Source organism: Rhizobium albus (genome assembly GCA_030160035.1).
GTDB classification, from domain to species: Bacteria; Pseudomonadota; Alphaproteobacteria; order Rhizobiales; family Rhizobiaceae; genus Georhizobium; species Georhizobium albus.
The window spans coordinates 26,089-42,256 of record BSNO01000001.1; the positions used below are offsets into that span (position 1 = coordinate 26,089).

The 16,168-nt window shown below is 62.1% G+C and carries 15 protein-coding genes; 13 read left to right on the plus strand and 2 right to left on the minus strand.

The window, feature by feature from the left end:
* Positions 1-6: 6 nt before the first annotated feature.
* Positions 7-963, minus strand: a complete 957-nt coding sequence (locus tag QQL76_RS00135; RefSeq protein WP_499205843.1) for a LysR substrate-binding domain-containing protein — start codon at positions 961-963, stop codon at positions 7-9.
* A gap of 100 nt (positions 964-1,063) precedes the next feature.
* Here QQL76_RS00135 and QQL76_RS00140 point away from each other — a divergent pair, with 100 nt between their 5' ends.
* From QQL76_RS00140 to map, 7 genes are all read left to right on the plus strand, one after another.
* Positions 1,064-1,282, plus strand: coding sequence for a hypothetical protein (locus QQL76_RS00140; protein ID WP_499205844.1), 219 nt, complete (start codon positions 1,064-1,066; stop codon positions 1,280-1,282).
* A gap of 105 nt (positions 1,283-1,387) precedes the next feature.
* A complete protein-coding gene (locus tag QQL76_RS00145) occupies positions 1,388-2,347 on the plus strand; it encodes a sodium-dependent bicarbonate transport family permease (RefSeq protein ID WP_499205845.1) in 960 nt (319 codons plus the stop codon).
* Between the two features lie 110 nt (positions 2,348-2,457).
* Entirely contained in the window at positions 2,458-2,805 is a 348-nt protein-coding gene (locus tag QQL76_RS00150; RefSeq protein WP_499205846.1) for a hypothetical protein, read from the plus strand.
* Positions 2,802-4,700, plus strand: coding sequence for a pyrroloquinoline quinone-dependent dehydrogenase (locus QQL76_RS00155; protein WP_499205847.1), 1,899 nt, complete (start codon positions 2,802-2,804; stop codon positions 4,698-4,700). Before QQL76_RS00150 ends, QQL76_RS00155 begins: the two co-directional genes overlap by 4 nt.
* A gap of 139 nt (positions 4,701-4,839) precedes the next feature.
* On the plus strand, positions 4,840-5,688 hold the full coding sequence (locus tag QQL76_RS00160) for a fumarylacetoacetate hydrolase family protein (RefSeq protein WP_499205848.1): 849 nt from the start codon (positions 4,840-4,842) through the stop codon (positions 5,686-5,688).
* Between the two features lie 133 nt (positions 5,689-5,821).
* On the plus strand, positions 5,822-6,025 hold the full coding sequence (locus QQL76_RS00165; RefSeq protein WP_499205849.1) for a ParD-like family protein: 204 nt from the start codon (positions 5,822-5,824) through the stop codon (positions 6,023-6,025).
* A 3-nt stretch (positions 6,026-6,028) separates the two neighbouring features.
* Entirely contained in the window at positions 6,029-6,805 is a 777-nt protein-coding gene (gene map, locus QQL76_RS00170; protein ID WP_499205850.1) for a type I methionyl aminopeptidase, read from the plus strand.
* 64 nt (positions 6,806-6,869) lie between these two features.
* Here the strand turns inward: map and QQL76_RS00175 are convergent, their stop codons facing one another.
* Entirely contained in the window at positions 6,870-7,781 is a 912-nt protein-coding gene (locus tag QQL76_RS00175; protein WP_499205851.1) for a LysR family transcriptional regulator, read from the minus strand.
* A gap of 279 nt (positions 7,782-8,060) precedes the next feature.
* On the opposite strand from QQL76_RS00175, the gene QQL76_RS00180 reads away from it, so the two are divergent.
* The 6 genes from QQL76_RS00180 to QQL76_RS00205 all read left to right on the plus strand — a co-directional run bounded on the left by QQL76_RS00180 (position 8,061) and on the right by QQL76_RS00205 (position 16,147).
* Positions 8,061-9,161, plus strand: a complete 1,101-nt coding sequence (locus tag QQL76_RS00180) for a Bug family tripartite tricarboxylate transporter substrate binding protein (protein WP_404863591.1) — start codon at positions 8,061-8,063, stop codon at positions 9,159-9,161.
* A 166-nt stretch (positions 9,162-9,327) separates the two neighbouring features.
* On the plus strand, positions 9,328-11,346 hold the full coding sequence (locus tag QQL76_RS00185; RefSeq protein WP_126007944.1) for a tripartite tricarboxylate transporter permease: 2,019 nt from the start codon (positions 9,328-9,330) through the stop codon (positions 11,344-11,346).
* Between the two features lie 108 nt (positions 11,347-11,454).
* Positions 11,455-12,582, plus strand: coding sequence for a 2-methylaconitate cis-trans isomerase PrpF family protein (locus QQL76_RS00190; RefSeq protein WP_499205852.1), 1,128 nt, complete (start codon positions 11,455-11,457; stop codon positions 12,580-12,582).
* A 117-nt stretch (positions 12,583-12,699) separates the two neighbouring features.
* Positions 12,700-13,755, plus strand: coding sequence for an isocitrate/isopropylmalate dehydrogenase family protein (locus QQL76_RS00195; RefSeq protein ID WP_499205853.1), 1,056 nt, complete (start codon positions 12,700-12,702; stop codon positions 13,753-13,755).
* A 118-nt stretch (positions 13,756-13,873) separates the two neighbouring features.
* Positions 13,874-15,391 carry an FAD-binding dehydrogenase gene (gene tcuA, locus QQL76_RS00200; RefSeq protein WP_499205854.1) on the plus strand — a complete coding sequence of 506 codons (1,518 nt, stop codon included), beginning with the start codon at positions 13,874-13,876 and terminating at the stop codon, positions 15,389-15,391.
* Positions 15,392-15,406: 15 nt separating this feature from the next.
* Entirely contained in the window at positions 15,407-16,147 is a 741-nt protein-coding gene (locus tag QQL76_RS00205; RefSeq protein WP_499205855.1) for a TSUP family transporter, read from the plus strand.
* Positions 16,148-16,168: the final 21 nt, after the last annotated feature.

Here is a 16,168-nt window from a genome sequence, read left to right on the forward strand (position 1 = left end):
CGCCGTTCAGGAGCGGTTCTCACTTGGCGTGCAGGAGTTGCCCCGGCGGTCGCCCGCAATGCCAAGCTTGATGGCGATGACATCGGCGGCGTCGGCGAGTGCCTGGTAGTGGCGTTCCCTGCCGCTTCCTTCGCGCCAGTAGACGCTGACCTCGCGGCGTTCGTCCCAGTCTTCGAATTCCAGCAGCTTCACGTCGGCTTCGCCGCGGAATTCCGATCTGGCGTAGAGCTCCGGAAAGAGCGACAGCCCCATTCCGATCGACACCATCTGTCGGATCGCATCGAGGCTGGAGCCTTCGAAATCGTCGTTGATGTGTGCGCCCGAGGCTGCTGCGAGGTGGCGCACATTTTCCAGCAGCCGGTGGCCGCGGCCAAGGGCGAGAAGCGTTTCCCCTGCAATCTCCTGAAGTTCCACTGTCCCCCGCGCAGAAAGGCCGTGCTCGGCCGGCACGCCGAGAAAGATGGTCTCTCGGCCGATCGGGCGAAACGATAGCCCCGCGCGTTCCGGAGAAGGGCCGATGCCGCAATCGAGCGTGCCGTCGGCAACCGCCGCTTCCAACGCCGCCGGGCTGTCCTCGCGGATGTAGACCTGGAGATCGGGATATTGCTCGTGCAGGCCAGGCAGGAGCCAACGCAGGAAATAAGGGCCGAAACTTGCCGGCGTGCCGATGCGCATCATGCCGCCGAGCGACGCCGCCTGTGCCGAAAGATCCTGCAGCAGATCGTCGAAGGAGGAGAGCAGCAGGCGCGCACCCTTGGCCAGGCGCTCGCCGGCCGGTGTCGGCACGACCTGCGACGAGGTACGCTCGAACAGGGTGACGCCCAGCCCTTCCTCGACGAGGGACACCTGCACCGACAGCGTCGGCTGCGAGACATGACAGCGTTTGGCGGCACGGCCGAAATGGCGAAGATCGTCCACGGCGACGATGTATTCGAGCTGACGGAAGGAGGGGCGGAAGGGCATAAGGTCTTAGTTAAAAGCTATCGTGGCGATTTCAACAATGAATTGGAGCTATCGACGAGCTTGCGGCATCTATCGGCGACAACAACGATCAGGTGAGATCATGGACCAGTTCTTGAAAGCGCTGCAGACCCACCGCGCAACAATTCAGCGCCGTATCGAGCAGGAACTCGCAAGCCCGAACCCCAACCGGTTGCGGCTCAGCGCCCTCAAGCGTCTCAGGGTCCGCTTCCGCGACCAGATCGAATTCATCGAGCGGCTGAACCGGAATGGCGACTTGGCGCGCGTTCAGGTCGTCCGCCGCCGCTCACTTCAGCCTTAAGCCTCCGCCGGCCGCTCGAGCCGATCAAGAGCCCGCAGCTTATCACCTGCCATCAGTGTGGCAGCCGGTGCGTTTGCCGCACGCATCCCTCCACGGATTTTACACATGATCGCGACCTTGTTCTCGCCGATGGTGCTTTTCTTCGGCCTCGGCGCCCTTGCTGCGATCGCGCGTTCGGACCTGACGGTGCCGGAGGCGGCCGGCAAGCTGATGGCGATTTACCTGATGGTCGCGATCGGCCTGAAAGGCGGTGTCGCCGTCGTGGCCGAAGGCGTGACGGGTGATCTTGTCGTGGCGGCGCTCATCGGCCTTGCGCTTTCGCTGGTGCTGCCGCTGACGGCATTCTGGCTCGCGCGCACATTCGCGCGACAGTCGAGAGTGGATGCCGCTTCTATTGCCGCGCATTACGGCTCGGTCAGCGTCGTGACCTATGTCGCGGGCATCGAGGCGCTGAAACTGGCGGGATTGCCGGCGAGCGGCTACATGGTCGCGGTGCTGGCCTTGATGGAAATGCCGGCGATTATTGTCGCCCTTGTTCTTGCAAAACGGACGACGACGGGCGTGAGCGCGCTCCCAGGCCGCCGGCTCATGCACGAAGCTCTTTTCAATGGTTCGATCGTCCTTTTGGTTGGCAGTTTCGTCATCGGCCTCGTCATCGGCAGCGAAGGCTATGCGCAGATTGCGCCGGTCTTCGAGGCTGGATTTCGCGGGGTGCTGTGTCTGTTTCTTCTCGATATGGGGCTCATCGCTGCGCGCCGGTTGATCGAGACACGCTCTCTCACGCTAAAGCTCGGCCTGCTTGCGGTCGTGATGCCGCTGCTGCACGGCTTCGTCGGCACGGCACTCGGTACAATGGCCGGGCTTGGAACTGCGAATGCGGCCGCCATGGGAATTCTGGCAGCCAGCGCCTCCTATATCGCCGTGCCGGCCGCATTGCGCATGACGTTGCCGGAAGCCAATGCCGGTACATCGCTCGCCATGTCGCTCGGCGTAACCTTTCCCTTCAATGTGACGCTCGGCATCCCGCTCTATATCTGGATGGCCCAGAGCTTGGCGTCTTCTTGATGAGTAGGATCAAAGCCATCGGCTGAGTGCTCCACCGACGCCCTGATCCCACTTGCCGAGTTTTTTCAACAGCCGTTGGAACTTCTTCGGCGCTGCTGGATTGGCGGGTCATGCACAGCCAATATTTTGCCACAATCTTTCTCGCCCTCGTGGGCATCGTTCTTGCGGGCATTGCCTACTTCGCGCCTCTCGGCAACACGGGCGTCGATGGGTCGCTCGGCGCGCTTCTGGCGCTGATCGGAACCGTAGCGACCGCTTTGGGTGCAGGCCTCCTTGCCTTCGCCAGAATTTCCCCGCGTTGGCGAACGCTTCTCCTGGTCTTGTCGGTCACTGCGGCGGTGCTGACTGCCATTGCTGGATACTTCTTGCTGCAGTTCGCACTGGCAGGTGTCATGGCGGCGGCAGCCCTTGCACTCGTTCTGGGTGTCTATTTCAACCCACGCCGGAGCATGGCATGATCCTACCGAACCGTATCACAGCGCTCGTCGTCTTCTCATTGATCGGTGCGAGCGGAACGGCTCATGCGCAGCAATCGGAGTGGACGTCGTTTCACGGTGACATCGGCTCCACCAAGTTTTCCAATGTGCAGAGTCTGACGCCTGAGACGGTTGAAAATCTCGAGCGAGCCTGGGAGTTTCATACCGGCGATGTGGCCGACGGGTCGGGCGAGTTGCCCGAGACGGTGTGGTCGGCGACGCCTGTCTACGCCAATGACACGCTTTATCTCGGCACACCCTTCTATCGAATTGTGGCGCTGGACCCGGCGACGGGCGAGCAACGCTGGGCCTATGACAGCGAGTCCACGTTGGAGGCGTTGACGCAGCCGGCACTCAAGAACCGCGGCGTCGCCTATTGGGAAAGCGGCCAGGCCGGCACCTGCGAAAAGCGGGTTTATCTCGGGACAATGGATGCCGAACTGCACGCGGTCGATGCCGATACCGGTGCGCGATGCGAGGCATTCGCCGAGGGCGGCGTGCTCAATGTGAACCAGTGGAACGCGGTCAACGATGTCTTTCCGTTCTCGCTTCTCCAGCCGCCGCTGGTGGTAGGCGACACGCTTCTGCTGGGGTGGGCCGGAAAGGACTGGGAATACAGCGTCGCGCCTCCCGGCAATCTTCTCGCGATCGATGCTCGAAGCGGCGAACTATTGTGGGAAGCAAGCTTCATCCCGGAGGAGACGATCCCGCGAACGGGCACTGCGAATATCTGGACGGCGATGACCGCCGACCCGGAACTCGGCCTCGTCTATGCGCCAGTTTCCTCCCCAAGCCCCAACTACTGGGGCGGCGACCGCACCGATCCCATCCCTCTGGCCACGTCGGTCACTGCGGTCGACATCGAGACGGGCGAGATCGCCTGGAGCTTTCAGCATGTCCGCCATGACATCTGGGACTATGACACGCCGTCTGCGCCGAGCCTCGTCGACATCGAACGAGATGGGCAGACCATACCGGCTTTGGTGCAGGCAACGAAGCAGGGCTTCCTGTTCGTGCTCGACCGCCGCACAGGTGAGCCGCTGTTCGACATCGAGGACCGTCCCACCCCGCAAAGCACTGCCGAAGGCGAGGTGACTGTCCCGACACAACCTTTCGCGATGACGCCGCGGCCCGTCGGCAATCCGACGGAGCTTCCCGACGTGTGGTGGCTCGCCGATCTCGTCAGCTTCGGCCAATGCTCACGCGACCGCGAAAATTACCTCTATGGGGGCATGTTCACGCCTCCCTCCGAACAGGGAACGCTGTTCTTTCCCGGCACTGCGGGAGCGACGAACTGGGGTGGCGTGGCGATTGATCCGCGCAATGCCACGCTCTACGTCAACGCATCGCGGATCGTGCAATTGATCCGGCTCATTCCCCGCGCCGAATACGACCAGCTCGACAATGCGGAGGGCGGCAATGAGGAAGGCTATTCGCCCCAGGAAGGTTCGCCTTACGGCATCTACCTTACCGACTGGAGCAACTGGGCCGGCATGCCGTGCTGGGCGCCTCCGTTCGGCACGTTTTCCGCCTATGATCTGAACACCGGTGATCTGCTTTATGAAACGCCGTTCGGGCGTGCGCAACTTGAGGGTTTCTATGGCCTGGAGTCCTGGGGGTCGCCGACGCTCGGTGGACCGGTGATCACGGCCGGCGGTGTGGTTTTCATCGGGGCATCGGTGGACTCGCACGTGCGCGCACTCGATGCGCAGACCGGTCGCGAACTCTGGTCGGATCTCGTCGAGGCTCCGGCGGTGTCCATACCGGCTGTCTTCACCCATCAAGGTGTCGACTACGTCGTGTTCGCCGTGGGCGGCAATTCCATCCTGAAGCCGGAAGTGTCGGATCAGGTCGTCGCCTATCGGCTGTCGGAGTAGGCGGGTTCGTCGCGTGTCGGCCGGCCTCCCGCGTGACGAGATCGTCGATCTTGGCGTCATGATCTTTACGCGTGGCATCTTCCCCCTCATAGACGGCGGCTGGACAGTCCGATGACCTTTCATGAGAGGATGAGACAGCATGAAACTTCTGCGTGTCGGCGAGAAGGGCCGCGAACGGCCGGCTCTTCTGGACGCCAACGGCAAGCTCCGTGATCTTACCGGTATCGTCGACGACGTCGCCGGCGCGACGCTCCTGCCTGGCGAATTGCAGCGTCTGCGAGAGATCGACCCGCAGTCACTGCCGGAGCTGCCGTCGGACCTCAGGATCGGGCCATGCGTTGGCAATGTCGGCAAGTTCGTCTGCGTAGGCCTGAACTATGCCGACCATGCGGCCGAAAGCGGTCTCGACGTGCCCAAGGAGCCGGTCATCTTCATGAAGGCCACCAGCGCAATCTGCGGGCCGAACGACGACATCATCATTCCGCGCAATTCCCGCAAGACCGACTGGGAAGTCGAGCTCGGCGTCGTCATCGGCCGCGAAGCGCGCTACGTCGACGAGGCCGACGCGCTCGATCACGTGGCCGGTTACTGTGTCATCAACGATCTGTCCGAGCGCGAATTCCAGATCGAGCGTTCCGGGCAGTGGACCAAAGGCAAATCGGCCGACACGTTCGGGCCGATCGGCCCGTGGCTCGTGACTGCAGATGAGATCGAAGATCCGCAAAACCTTTCCATGTGGCTCGACGTCGACGGTCGCCGGTTCCAGGATGGCTCGACGCGCACCATGGTCTACGGCGTGGCGCATGTCGTCAGCTATATTTCCCAGTTCATGAGCCTGCAGCCCGGTGACATCATCTCCACCGGTACGCCGCCCGGCGTGGGAATGGGCGTCAAGCCGGAGCCGATCTACCTCCGACCCGGCCAGGACATGCGCCTCGGGATCGAGAAACTGGGCGAGCAGCGCCAGCGCACCGTCGCCTGGAGCTGATTGCTGTCTCGGCAGACGGCTGAAGCGTGACGCGCCTCGCAAGAGACCACGCAGCTGTGTCGGCGTTTCCAGTTGATTGCACAGCATACGTTCCATATATGGTTCGTATGCTGTGTAAACTTGGAGACGACGCATGGGTATCGTGAAGATCGATGATGAGTTGCACGAGGATGTTCGCCGGGCGAGCACGGTGCAATGCCGCTCCATCAATGCGCAGGCCGAATTCTGGTTGAAGATCGGCATGCTTGCCGAAGCCAATCCGGGGCGTTCCTTCAACGATATCGTCAAGCAGCAATATGAGACGGCGGGCGTGCGCATGCCTGCGCAGGCTGCCTGAGGGATGGTCAAGACCCCCGACGAGCTGGCGCTGATGCGCGTGTCCGGCAGATTGCTCGCGTCCGTCTTCGAGATGCTGGACGAGCAGGACCTCATCGGCCAGTCGACGTTGCAGATCAACGACCTCGTCGACCGCTTCATCAGTGTCGATCTCGCGGCACGACCGGCCAGCAAAGGACAGTATGGTTTCAAATATGCCTTGAACTGCTCGATCAACCACGTGGTTTGTCATGGCATACCGGATGCGGGCGAGATCATCCGGGACGGCGATATCGTTAATTTCGACATCACACTGGAAAAGAACGGCTACATCGCCGATTCCAGCAAGACCTACCTGGTCGGAAACGCGCCGCCGGCGGCGCGCAAGCTCGTGCGCGTTGCGCAGGAGGCGATGTGGCAAGGGATCCGGCAGGTGCGGCCCGGTGCGCATATCGGCGACATCGGCCACGCGATCGAACGCCATGCCAAGAAGAACGGCTATGTCATCGTGCGTGAATATTGCGGGCACGGGATCGGCCGCGACATGCACGAGGAGCCACAAGTGTTGAATTTCGGGCGGCCGGGATCGGGCGTGAAACTGCGTGAAGGCATGGTCTTCACCGTCGAACCGATGGTCAATCAGGGCACTCGCAAGGTCGCCACCGCCGATGACGGGTGGACGGTGGTGACGACGGACGGCAAGCTTTCTGCCCAGTTCGAGCATACGGTTGCTGTGACGAAGACCGGGGTCGATGTGCTTACGCTCCGCCGCGGCGAGCAGGCGATGCTTAGGGCTTCTTGATTTTCGGGCGGTGACATCCCCCTGCCTGGCTCGACTGCCGTCGATCGTGCCGTGCCTCCATCGATCAGCTCTTGGTCAAGCCCTGCTTCCAGTGGAGCATCAGCATGTCCAGAAAATGCTGGGCTGCGGGTGCCAGAGAGGCGCTGCGCCGACGCACGATCCCGATCGTTCGCGACACTTCGGGCTCGTGCAGTGGCCGGACGGTGATGATGGGATGATCGCCCTGCGGCGTGGCCATGCTCGGCAGCACGGAAACCCCCAGACCTGCCTCGACGAGGCCGAGCGACGTCGACAGATGCGTTGTCTCATATGTGAAGGACAGCTGCACGTCGGCTTTGGCCAGGGCTGCATCGAGCAGCGTGCGATTTCCACTCGATCGACTGACCGTGATCAAGCGGTGCGGTGGCAGGTCCGACCAGCGCACGACCGATTGTGCGGCCAACGGGTGGTCGCGTCGCGCGGCGAGGACAAACGGGTCTTCGACCAGTGGCGTGAATTCGAGATCGGCGCTCGATGCGCCCATGAGGTTGATCCCGAATTCGACTTCTCCGCGTGACACGGCCGTCAGCCCGTCATTGGCGCTCAGGTCCATGATCCTAAAGCGTATCTGTGGGAACTCCGCTGCAAAGCGGCGAATGACGGCAGGCAGGAAATAGAACGCTGCCGTCGGCAGGCAGGCGATCGTCACCAGTCCGCCGCGCCGCAGGCCGACATCGCGAAACGAGAACAGCGACTGGTCGAACTCGTCCAGAAGCCGTCGCACCAACGGCAACATCTCGCGCCCGACCGCTGTAGGCGCGACGCTGCGGGTCGTTCGTTCGAACAACTGCGCGCCGATCGTCTCTTCCAGTTTCTGGATGCGGCGGGAGAGTGCCGGTTGCGAGACGTTGAGCGCCTCAGCCGCCCTGTGAAAATTGCCGAGCTCCATCACGGCGATGAAGGAGCGTAAGTCGAGCGTGTCGCAATTGATGTGCATTTCAGATCAACGCTCCAAATCTTTGCATATGACATATCAATGTGAACGATCCAAAACATGCAGGCAAAGGCTCGTTTGATGCAAATGATGCATTATTCATTGAGAAAACGGCATTAAACGCCGGATTTTGAGGCCTTCTGCCGAAATCACGGGCACCTGATGAGGATGAGGCGCCTTTAATGACTTTACAGGCGCGGCGTGACGTGGTCACCCTACGCCTAATTCATGTGTACCTTTGTATACGATGAAGACTTTGATCATGGGATTGGGAGGAAAAGCATGACCCGTATCGATCGTCGTAAGTTCCTGGCTGCCAGCGCAGCCACCGTTGCAGCCGCAAGTTTCGGTTTGCCCAAGGCCTTCGCGCAGGATTCCGTGGACTTCGCTGGTGAAACCATCGAGTGGTGGATTCCTTTCTCTGAGGGCGGCGGCTCCGATGTCTGGGCGCGGTTCATGGCGCCTTACCTTGCCAAGCATCTGCCGGGTCAGCCGAACGTCATCGTACGCAACGTCCCGGGCGGTGGTTCGATCACCGGCACCAACGAATTCGTGGCGCGCGCCCGTCCCGACGGCCTGTCACTTCTCGGCACGTCCGGTTCGACGCAGTTCCCGTTCCTGCTCGGCGACACGCGCGTGCGCTACGACTATGCCAAGCTGATCCCCGTCCTCGTCTCACCGACGGGCGGCGTCGCCTATCTCCCGGCAAGCCTCGGCGTTGCCGATGCATCCGAACTGTCGAAAATCGGTGACCAGGAACTGGTCTATGCCAGCCAGGGTGCAACCTCGCTCGATCTCGTTCCGTTGCTTGCGTTCCGCCTGCTCGGTCTCAATGTCCGCCACGTCTTCGGCATGACCGGCCGCGGCGATGGCCGTCTTGCCTTCGAGCGCGGCGAAGCCACGATCGACTATCAGACGTCGTCTGCTTACCTCACCAATGTCGAGCCGCTGGTGGAAGCCGGCACCGCCGTGCCGATCTTCTCGTGGGGCGTTCTGGATACCGAAGGCAACGTCCAGCGCGATCCGACTTTCCCGGACCTGCCGCACTTCGTCGAAGCGCTCGAGATGGCGACCGGCGCAATCCCGGACAGCGTCGAGTTCGATGCCTACATGGCGTTTTTCGGCTCGGGCTTTGCAGCACAGAAGCCTGCCATGCTGCCGGAAGGCACCCCGGAGAACATCGTGGCCGCCTATCGCCAGGCGTTCGCCGATGCGGCTGCCGATCCCGATCTGCAGGCTGCCAAGGGCGAGATCCTGGGCGAGTACGAACAGGCTGTCGGCGATGGTGTCCAGACGCTCTACGAAGTCGCGACCACCATCGATCCGGAAGCACGCGAATGGGTTCGCGAGTTCCTGATGTCGGAATATCAGGTCCAGCTTTAACGGCAATTGACGCGGAGCGCGCGAGGCTCGTCGCCGCGCGCTCCGCTCACACTCGATCCCGATCGTTCGGGACGACTTGATCCTGGCTTCTGCGGACTTCGTCGCTTCGTGTTGCCGTGCAACGCGTCGATCCGCAGCATCTCCCCCAGCAGCGGGACGCTCCACCATGCTTGAGACATTTCTCAGTTCCTTCGCCACCTTGCTGACTGTCCAGCACCTCATGTTCATGACGATCGGGGTCGTGCTCGGGCTCGTGGTCGGTATTCTGCCTGCGCTCGGCGGCATCGCCGGCATGTCGCTGCTGCTTCCTTTCATCTACGGCATGGACCCGACTTCGGCCGTGGCGATGATGATCGGCCTCTTGGCGATCCTGCCGACATCGGACACGTTCTCGTCGATCCTGATGGGCATTCCGGGCTCGTCCGCTTCGCAGGCCACCGTGCTCGACGGTTTCCCGCTCGCCAAGAAAGGCGAGGCGGCACGCGCTCTGTCGGCGGCCTTTTCGGCATCGATGGTGGGCGGTATGTTCGGCGCGATCGCGTTGACCGGCGTCGTTCTCATCGCGCGACCGCTGATCCTGTCATTCAGCTCGGCCGAGCTTTTCATGCTCGCGATCTTCGGCCTGTCGATGGTCGGGGTGCTGTCCGGCTCGAACCTCGGAAAGGGGCTTGCCGCTTGTGCGCTGGGCCTCATTCTTGGAACCATCGGAACGGCGCCAGCCGCGGGTGGCGAGCGCATGTCGTTCGATTCGCTCTATCTGATCAGCGGCCTCGAACTGGTCATCGTTGGCCTGGGCATCTTTGCCCTTCCCGAGATCGTCGACCTTCTGCGGTCCAACCAGAGTATTTCGTCGACCGGAAAGCTCGGCTCGGGCTGGTTCCAGGGTGTTCGCGATACGTGGAACAGCCGCTGGCTTGCGTTGCGCTGTTCCGGCCTCGGTGCGCTGATCGGGATGATCCCGGGTCTCGGCGGCAGCGTCGTCGACTGGCTGGCCTATGGTCATGCCGTGCAGACGACCAAGGGCAAGACGGAATTCGGGCAGGGCGACATTCGCGGCGTGATCGCACCGGAATCGGCCAACAATGCCTGTGCCGGTGGTGCCCTGATCCCGACACTGCTCTTCGGCATTCCGGGCTCCGGCTCGATGGCGATCTTCCTCGCCGCCATGATCCTGATCGGTCTGCAGCCGGGACCGGCCATGGCCGACCCAGCGCGCGATCTGGATCTGACCTACACGATCATCTGGACGCTCGCGATCGCGAACGTTGTGGGCACGGCGCTTTGCATCATCCTGTCACCGTGGGTCGCTAAGCTGACGACGATCAAATACACGATTTTCGCGCCCTTCATGATCGTCGTCATTTCCTTCGGTGCATTCCAGGCCACGCGGTCCTTCAATGACATGCTGGCGCTTTTGGCGATCGGCCTCATCGGGATTTTCCTGAAGCGCTTCGGCTGGCCGCGCCCGGCCTTCCTCATCGGCTTCGTGCTCGCCACCCAGGTGGAAACCTATTTCTACCAGGCGGTGCAGTTCTACGGCTACGGTTTCCCGCTGCGGCCGCTGGCGCTGGCCATCGGCGTGCTGACCGTGCTTTCCGTCTGGTTCGGCACGCGCAAGCGTCCCGGCGATGTTGCCGCCGCGAGTGTAAGCTCCGAAGGCGATGCCGAGCAGGCCCAGGCCAAGAACCTCATGCCGCAGATCGTCTTCACGGTGATCGTCGGCGGGCTCTTCGTCTATGCCTTCTTCGACTCCTGGGAACTGGCCTCGTTCCTCGACAAGGTGTTCCCGATGTCGGTCGCAGTCGTCGGCCTGATCGCCTGCCTTGTGGTCGGCCTGCCGCAGCTGCGTGCGCAAAAAAAGATCAGCGGCGGTGGCGCCATCGCTGGCGGTTCGGCGAACTTCGACATGGACGCCAACATGACCGACGGCGGACCGTGGCGGTTCGTATTCTGGCTGGTCGGCTTCGTCGGCCTGATCGGTCTGCTTGGCTACTTCCTGGCGCTGATCGTATTCTTCATGACCTTCACCCGGGCCGTGGCGAAAACGAGCTGGCTGACATCCGCCGTGCTGACGGCCGGAGCCGCTGCAATGATCATGGTCCTGACCTGGGCGCTGAACATGCAAATGCCTTACGGCCTGCTGCAGGAGTATTTCTACGACAGCCTGGTCTGGCCGTTCCGCTAGGCACACGAACAGCCGCTCCGGAAACGTTTCCGGGGCGGTTTTCCATATCCCAAATTTCAGTATACAATCGCATGCGAAGCATCCGCATCCTCCAAAAGGTCCAGCTCAATGACGAAGCAAGTCGCAATTCCCTGCATCCTGATGCGCGGTGGCACATCGAAAGGCCCGTATTTCAAGGCGTCCGATCTGCCTGCGGACATCGCCACGCGTGATCGCGTTCTTCTGGCGGCGATGGGGTCTCCCGATGCTCGTCAGATCGACGGCATCGGCGGTGCCGACACGTTGACCAGCAAGGTCGCGATCGTCGGCCCGTCCATGCGGGAAGGGGTCGATGTGGACTATCTGTTCGCCCAGGTTTCCGTCGACAAGGCGATCGTCGACACCAGCCCGTCCTGTGGCAACATGCTGTCGGGCGTCGGGCCCTTCGCCATCGAGAGCGGCATGGTACCCGTGGCCGGCGAAACGACCAGCGTCGTGATCTTCGACGAGAATACGCAAAGCCGCATCGAGTCGATCGTGCAGACCGGCGATGGCGCAGTGGTCTATGATGGCAGCGCGGCGATCAGCGGAGCGCCCGGCACATCCGCGCCCGTCCGCCTCAATTTCATGGACATCGTGGGCTCCAAGACCGGCGCGCTGCTGCCGACCGGCAAGCTGACGGAAGAGATCGACGGCGTCACCGTCACGCTCATCGACGTTGCCGTGCCGATGATGCTGTTCCGCGCTGCCGATCTCGGCAAGACGGGCTACGAGACGAAAAAGGAACTCGATGCGGATAAGGAGTTCTTTGCCCGCATGGAGGCCATGCGCCGCGAAGCCGGCCGCCGCATGGGGCTCGGCGATGTCGCCGACAAGGTGGTCCCGAAAGCGGCCATGCTGGCCAAGCCAAAGGATGGCGGCACCATCGCGGCCCGCTATTTCGTTCCGCACAACACGCACGCAGCCTTTGCGGTCACTGGCGGTCTCTGCGTGTCGTCCTGCGCGGTCCTTGAAGGGTCCGTTTCCGACGGCCTTGCCGTTCGCCCGGAAGGCCATGACCGGCTGATCGTCATCGAGCATCCTTCGGGTGTTTTGGAGGTGACGCTGGAAACTCGCGACACGGACAACGGCATCGACATCGTCAAGGGCGGCCTATTGCGCACCGCGCGAAAGCTGATGGCAGGCGAAGTCTACGTCCAGGCGGCGGTGCTGCAGTCAGAGGCCGGCAGCGACACAGAGCTTAAAGGCGCTGCCTGACACTCAACGGCTGGCTGCTCGCTCCGGGCGAGCGGACAGCCTTTTCCCATTCGACGATCAGTGCCGTGCCAGGTCGCGGAAAGCCTCCGTTCGGCCGGCACGTCCCCAGGAGATAGCATGAAGATTCTCGTTCTGCCGGGCGATGGCATCGGCCCGGAAATCGTGCGCGCGAGCACGGATGTTCTCGATGCAGCCGACCGCAAGTTCGGTCTCGACCTCGATTATACCCATCGCGAGATGGGCTTCGCGACCTACGAAACGCAGGGCACCACCTTGCCCGACGACATCCTGCCGCTGGCGCAGACGATGGACGGCGTGCTGCTCGGCCCGATTTCGCACCTGGACTACCCGCCGCGCGACAAGGGTGGCGTCAACGTCTCGGCCGCGTTTCGCGTTAAGCTCGATCTCTTTGCCAATATCCGCCCGGCACGTACACGCCACGGTGTGAAGCACCGTGGTACCGACATGGATCTCGTGATCATGCGGGAATCGACCGAAGGCATGTATCCGGATCGAAACATGGTGGCCGGCACCGGCGAGTTCATGCCGACCGAAGACGTCGCCATTTCCATGCGCAAGGTGACATCGAAGGCGATCGAGCGCATCGCGCGCGCATCCTTCGAGCTCGCGATGAAGCGACGCAAGAAGGTGACGGCCGTGCACAAGGCAAACGCCTTCGTTCTGACCGACGGGCTCTTCCTCAAGGAAGTCCGCAAGGTTGCCGCCGAGTTTCCGGAAGTCGAACTGGAAGAAGTGCTGATCGACGCCATGGCGGCGCTGCTCGTGCGCGACGCGTCGGTCTATGACGTCATCTGCTCGACCAATTTCTACAGCGACATCCTGTCGGATCTTGCATCCGAACTCTCCGGCAGCCTCGGCCTCGCGGGCTCGGTCAACGCCAATGACGATCTGTGCGCGGCGCAGGCGCAACACGGTTCCGCCCCCAGTATCGCCGGGCAGGACAAGGCCAACCCCACATCCATGATCCTCTCGGCCGCGATGCTGCTGCGCTGGTACGGCGAGCGGAAGGGCGGCGAGCGTTTTGTCGCTGCTGCCGATCGCATCGAAGCCGTGATCGACGATGTGCTGTGCGATCCTTCGCGCTGCACCGGCGATCTCGGGGGCCCTTTGGGAACGCGGGCTTTCACGCAGCTGTTGGTCGACGCGATCTGATCCGACTGACGCAAACAGTGCACCGGACGGCAGCATCCGTCCGGTTGCAAATTCAGAATACAAATGTATACAAAGGCTGAAGGCGACCATCGGGTCCAATTGAAGCTAGGAGAACATCATGTCCGAAGTCTGGGATGTCGTCGTCATCGGTTCAGGCAGCGCCGCGCTTTGCGCTGCCATTGCAGCCAAGGAAAAGGGCTCTCGCGTCCTGATCATCGAAAAGGCGACCGAGGATCTCGCCGGTGGCAATTCCAAATACACGGCGGGCGCGATGCGTTTCGTCTACAACGGCAATGACGATCTGATCCCGCTTCTGCAGAACCCGGACGATCCGCGCATCCCGAACACCGAATTCGGCGAGTACACGGCGGAGAAATTCGGCGCGGATCTTCTGGGCTTCAATGGCGGCCGCCCGCTCTCGGTCGAGCAGCGCGACCTGATCGGCAAAAGCTACGAGACGATGCGCTGGCTCGCGGACAACAACGTCAAGTTCGAGCCGATCTATTCGCGCCAGACCTTCGAGAAAGACGGCAAGTACATCTTCTGGGGCGGGCTGACGCTTGCCGCCGAGCATGAAGGCGTCGGTCTCGTCGAGGCTGAAATGCGTGCCTTCAAGGCAATGGGCGGTGAAATCCGCTATGATTGCGCAGCGGTCGATCTGATCGTGAAGGACGGTCGCGTTTGCGGCGTGAACACCCGCAGCGCTTCCGGCGAGACCGCCGATATCGAGGCGCGGGCCGTGGTGCTCGGCTGCGGCGGTTTTGAATCCAACGCAAAGCTGCGTGAGAAATACATCGGCGCGGATTGGGCCAAGGCCAAGGTTCGCGGCACGCCGCACAATGAAGGCATCGGCCTGGAAATGGCGTTCAAGCTCGGTGCACAGGCCTATGGTCTCTATGACGGTTGCCACGCGACGCCGATGGATCTCCACATGCCGGAATACGGCAACCTCGATATCCCGCACGAGCAGCGCAAGAACTATCGCAAGATCTGCTACTTCCTCGGCGTGATGGTGAACGCGAAAGGTGACCGCTTCGTCGACGAGGGCAAGGATTTCCGCAACTATACCTACGCCCAGTTCGGCCGCGCCGTACTGGAGCAGCCGGGCCATTTCGCCTGGCAGATCTTCGACAGCAAGGTCGATCACCTGCTTTACGAGGAGTACCGGTTCTCCGACGCCCATTATGTCGAGGCAGACACGCTGGATGCGCTGATCGAGAAGCTCGACGGCATCGACGACAAGGATGCCGTGCGCAAGACGCTCGCCGACTACAACGCGGCGGTCAACGCAGACGTGGCCTTCGATCCGACCATCAAGGACGGCAAGAATACCAAGGGTCTGTCGCTGCCGAAGTCCAACTGGGCGCAAACGATCGACACGGGCCCGTTCAAGGCCTATCCGGTCACCGGCGGTATCACCTTCACCTATGGCGGCTTGAAGGTGAGCGACCAAGGGGGCGTCGTCCATGAAAATGGCAGGGACATTCCGGGCCTTTATGCCTGCGGTGAAATGGTCGGCGGCGTCTTCTACGAAGGCTATCCGGGCGGTTCGGGCCTCACTTCCGGCGCCGTTTTCGGACGGCGTGCAGGCTATGGGGCCGCGCAGTTCGCGACGCAGACAGTCGCGGCGGCCTAATAAGGTCGCGCCGGCGTGAGCGCGTTCGTCGCTGTCGGAATGGTGGTCGCGGTGTTTCTCACCGCGCTGCTTTCCGGCATCTTCGGTATGGCAGGAGGGCTGATCCTTCTCTGGATCCTGTTCTTTCTTCTGCCTGTCGGCACGGCGATCGCGGTTCACGGCGTCATCCAGCTCGTGGCGAACGGGTCGCGCGCCTGGTTTTCGCGCAGCTGGATCGACTGGAGGATCGTCGGCACGGTCTCCATCGGGCTCCTGATCGCAGCGACGCTGTTCCTGCTTGTCAGCTATACGCCGGAGTTGGCTATCGTCTCGATCGTCATCGGGTTGTTGCCGATCCTCGTCTGGGTGCCGAACTCCTGGTTCGCGCTCGATGCTTCCAAGCGGCATCATGCACTTGCCTGCGGGCTGATTGCAGGCGGGCTTTCGATCGGGGTCGGCGTTTCCGGGCCGACGATCGACATCTTCTTCATTCGCACGATGATGGATCGGCGCGTGATCATCGCCACCAAATCGGCGATCCAGGTGATCTCGCATGGCCTGAAGGTGGCATTCTATGCCAGCACCACATTCGTGCTGTCGGGCTCGGAGTGGCTGGCCATCGCCATCGCCGCGCCAATCGCCATTCTCGGCACCAAGGCCGGCAATGGCATTCTGCAGCGGCTGACCGACGCGAACTTCCGGTCCTGGACACGCTGGATCGTCACCGCGATCGGCGTCTTCTACTTCGTTCGCGGAGTGCATCTGCTGGCCTCATGACGGCCATGACAAGGGAGGGGA

Excerpts from the sequence above, each read along its gene's own strand:
- QQL76_RS00175 (WP_499205851.1), bottom strand. The coding sequence starts at position 7,781 with ATGCACATCAATTGCGACACGCTCGACTTACGCTCCTTCATCGCCGTG.
- QQL76_RS00145 (WP_499205845.1), top strand. The coding sequence starts at position 1,388 with ATGATCGCGACCTTGTTCTCGCCGATGGTGCTTTTCTTCGGCCTCGGC.
- QQL76_RS00195 (WP_499205853.1), top strand. The coding sequence starts at position 12,700 with ATGAAGATTCTCGTTCTGCCGGGCGATGGCATCGGCCCGGAAATCGTG.
- QQL76_RS00150 (WP_499205846.1), top strand. The coding sequence starts at position 2,458 with ATGCACAGCCAATATTTTGCCACAATCTTTCTCGCCCTCGTGGGCATC.
- tcuA (WP_499205854.1), top strand. The coding sequence starts at position 13,874 with ATGTCCGAAGTCTGGGATGTCGTCGTCATCGGTTCAGGCAGCGCCGCG.
- QQL76_RS00185 (WP_126007944.1), top strand. The coding sequence starts at position 9,328 with ATGCTTGAGACATTTCTCAGTTCCTTCGCCACCTTGCTGACTGTCCAG.
- QQL76_RS00140 (WP_499205844.1), top strand. The coding sequence starts at position 1,064 with ATGGACCAGTTCTTGAAAGCGCTGCAGACCCACCGCGCAACAATTCAG.
- QQL76_RS00155 (WP_499205847.1), top strand. The coding sequence starts at position 2,802 with ATGATCCTACCGAACCGTATCACAGCGCTCGTCGTCTTCTCATTGATC.
- QQL76_RS00165 (WP_499205849.1), top strand. The coding sequence starts at position 5,822 with ATGGGTATCGTGAAGATCGATGATGAGTTGCACGAGGATGTTCGCCGG.
- QQL76_RS00160 (WP_499205848.1), top strand. The coding sequence starts at position 4,840 with ATGAAACTTCTGCGTGTCGGCGAGAAGGGCCGCGAACGGCCGGCTCTT.
- QQL76_RS00135 (WP_499205843.1), bottom strand. The coding sequence starts at position 963 with ATGCCCTTCCGCCCCTCCTTCCGTCAGCTCGAATACATCGTCGCCGTG.
- QQL76_RS00190 (WP_499205852.1), top strand. The coding sequence starts at position 11,455 with ATGACGAAGCAAGTCGCAATTCCCTGCATCCTGATGCGCGGTGGCACA.
- QQL76_RS00180 (WP_404863591.1), top strand. The coding sequence starts at position 8,061 with ATGACCCGTATCGATCGTCGTAAGTTCCTGGCTGCCAGCGCAGCCACC.
- map (WP_499205850.1), top strand. The coding sequence starts at position 6,029 with ATGGTCAAGACCCCCGACGAGCTGGCGCTGATGCGCGTGTCCGGCAGA.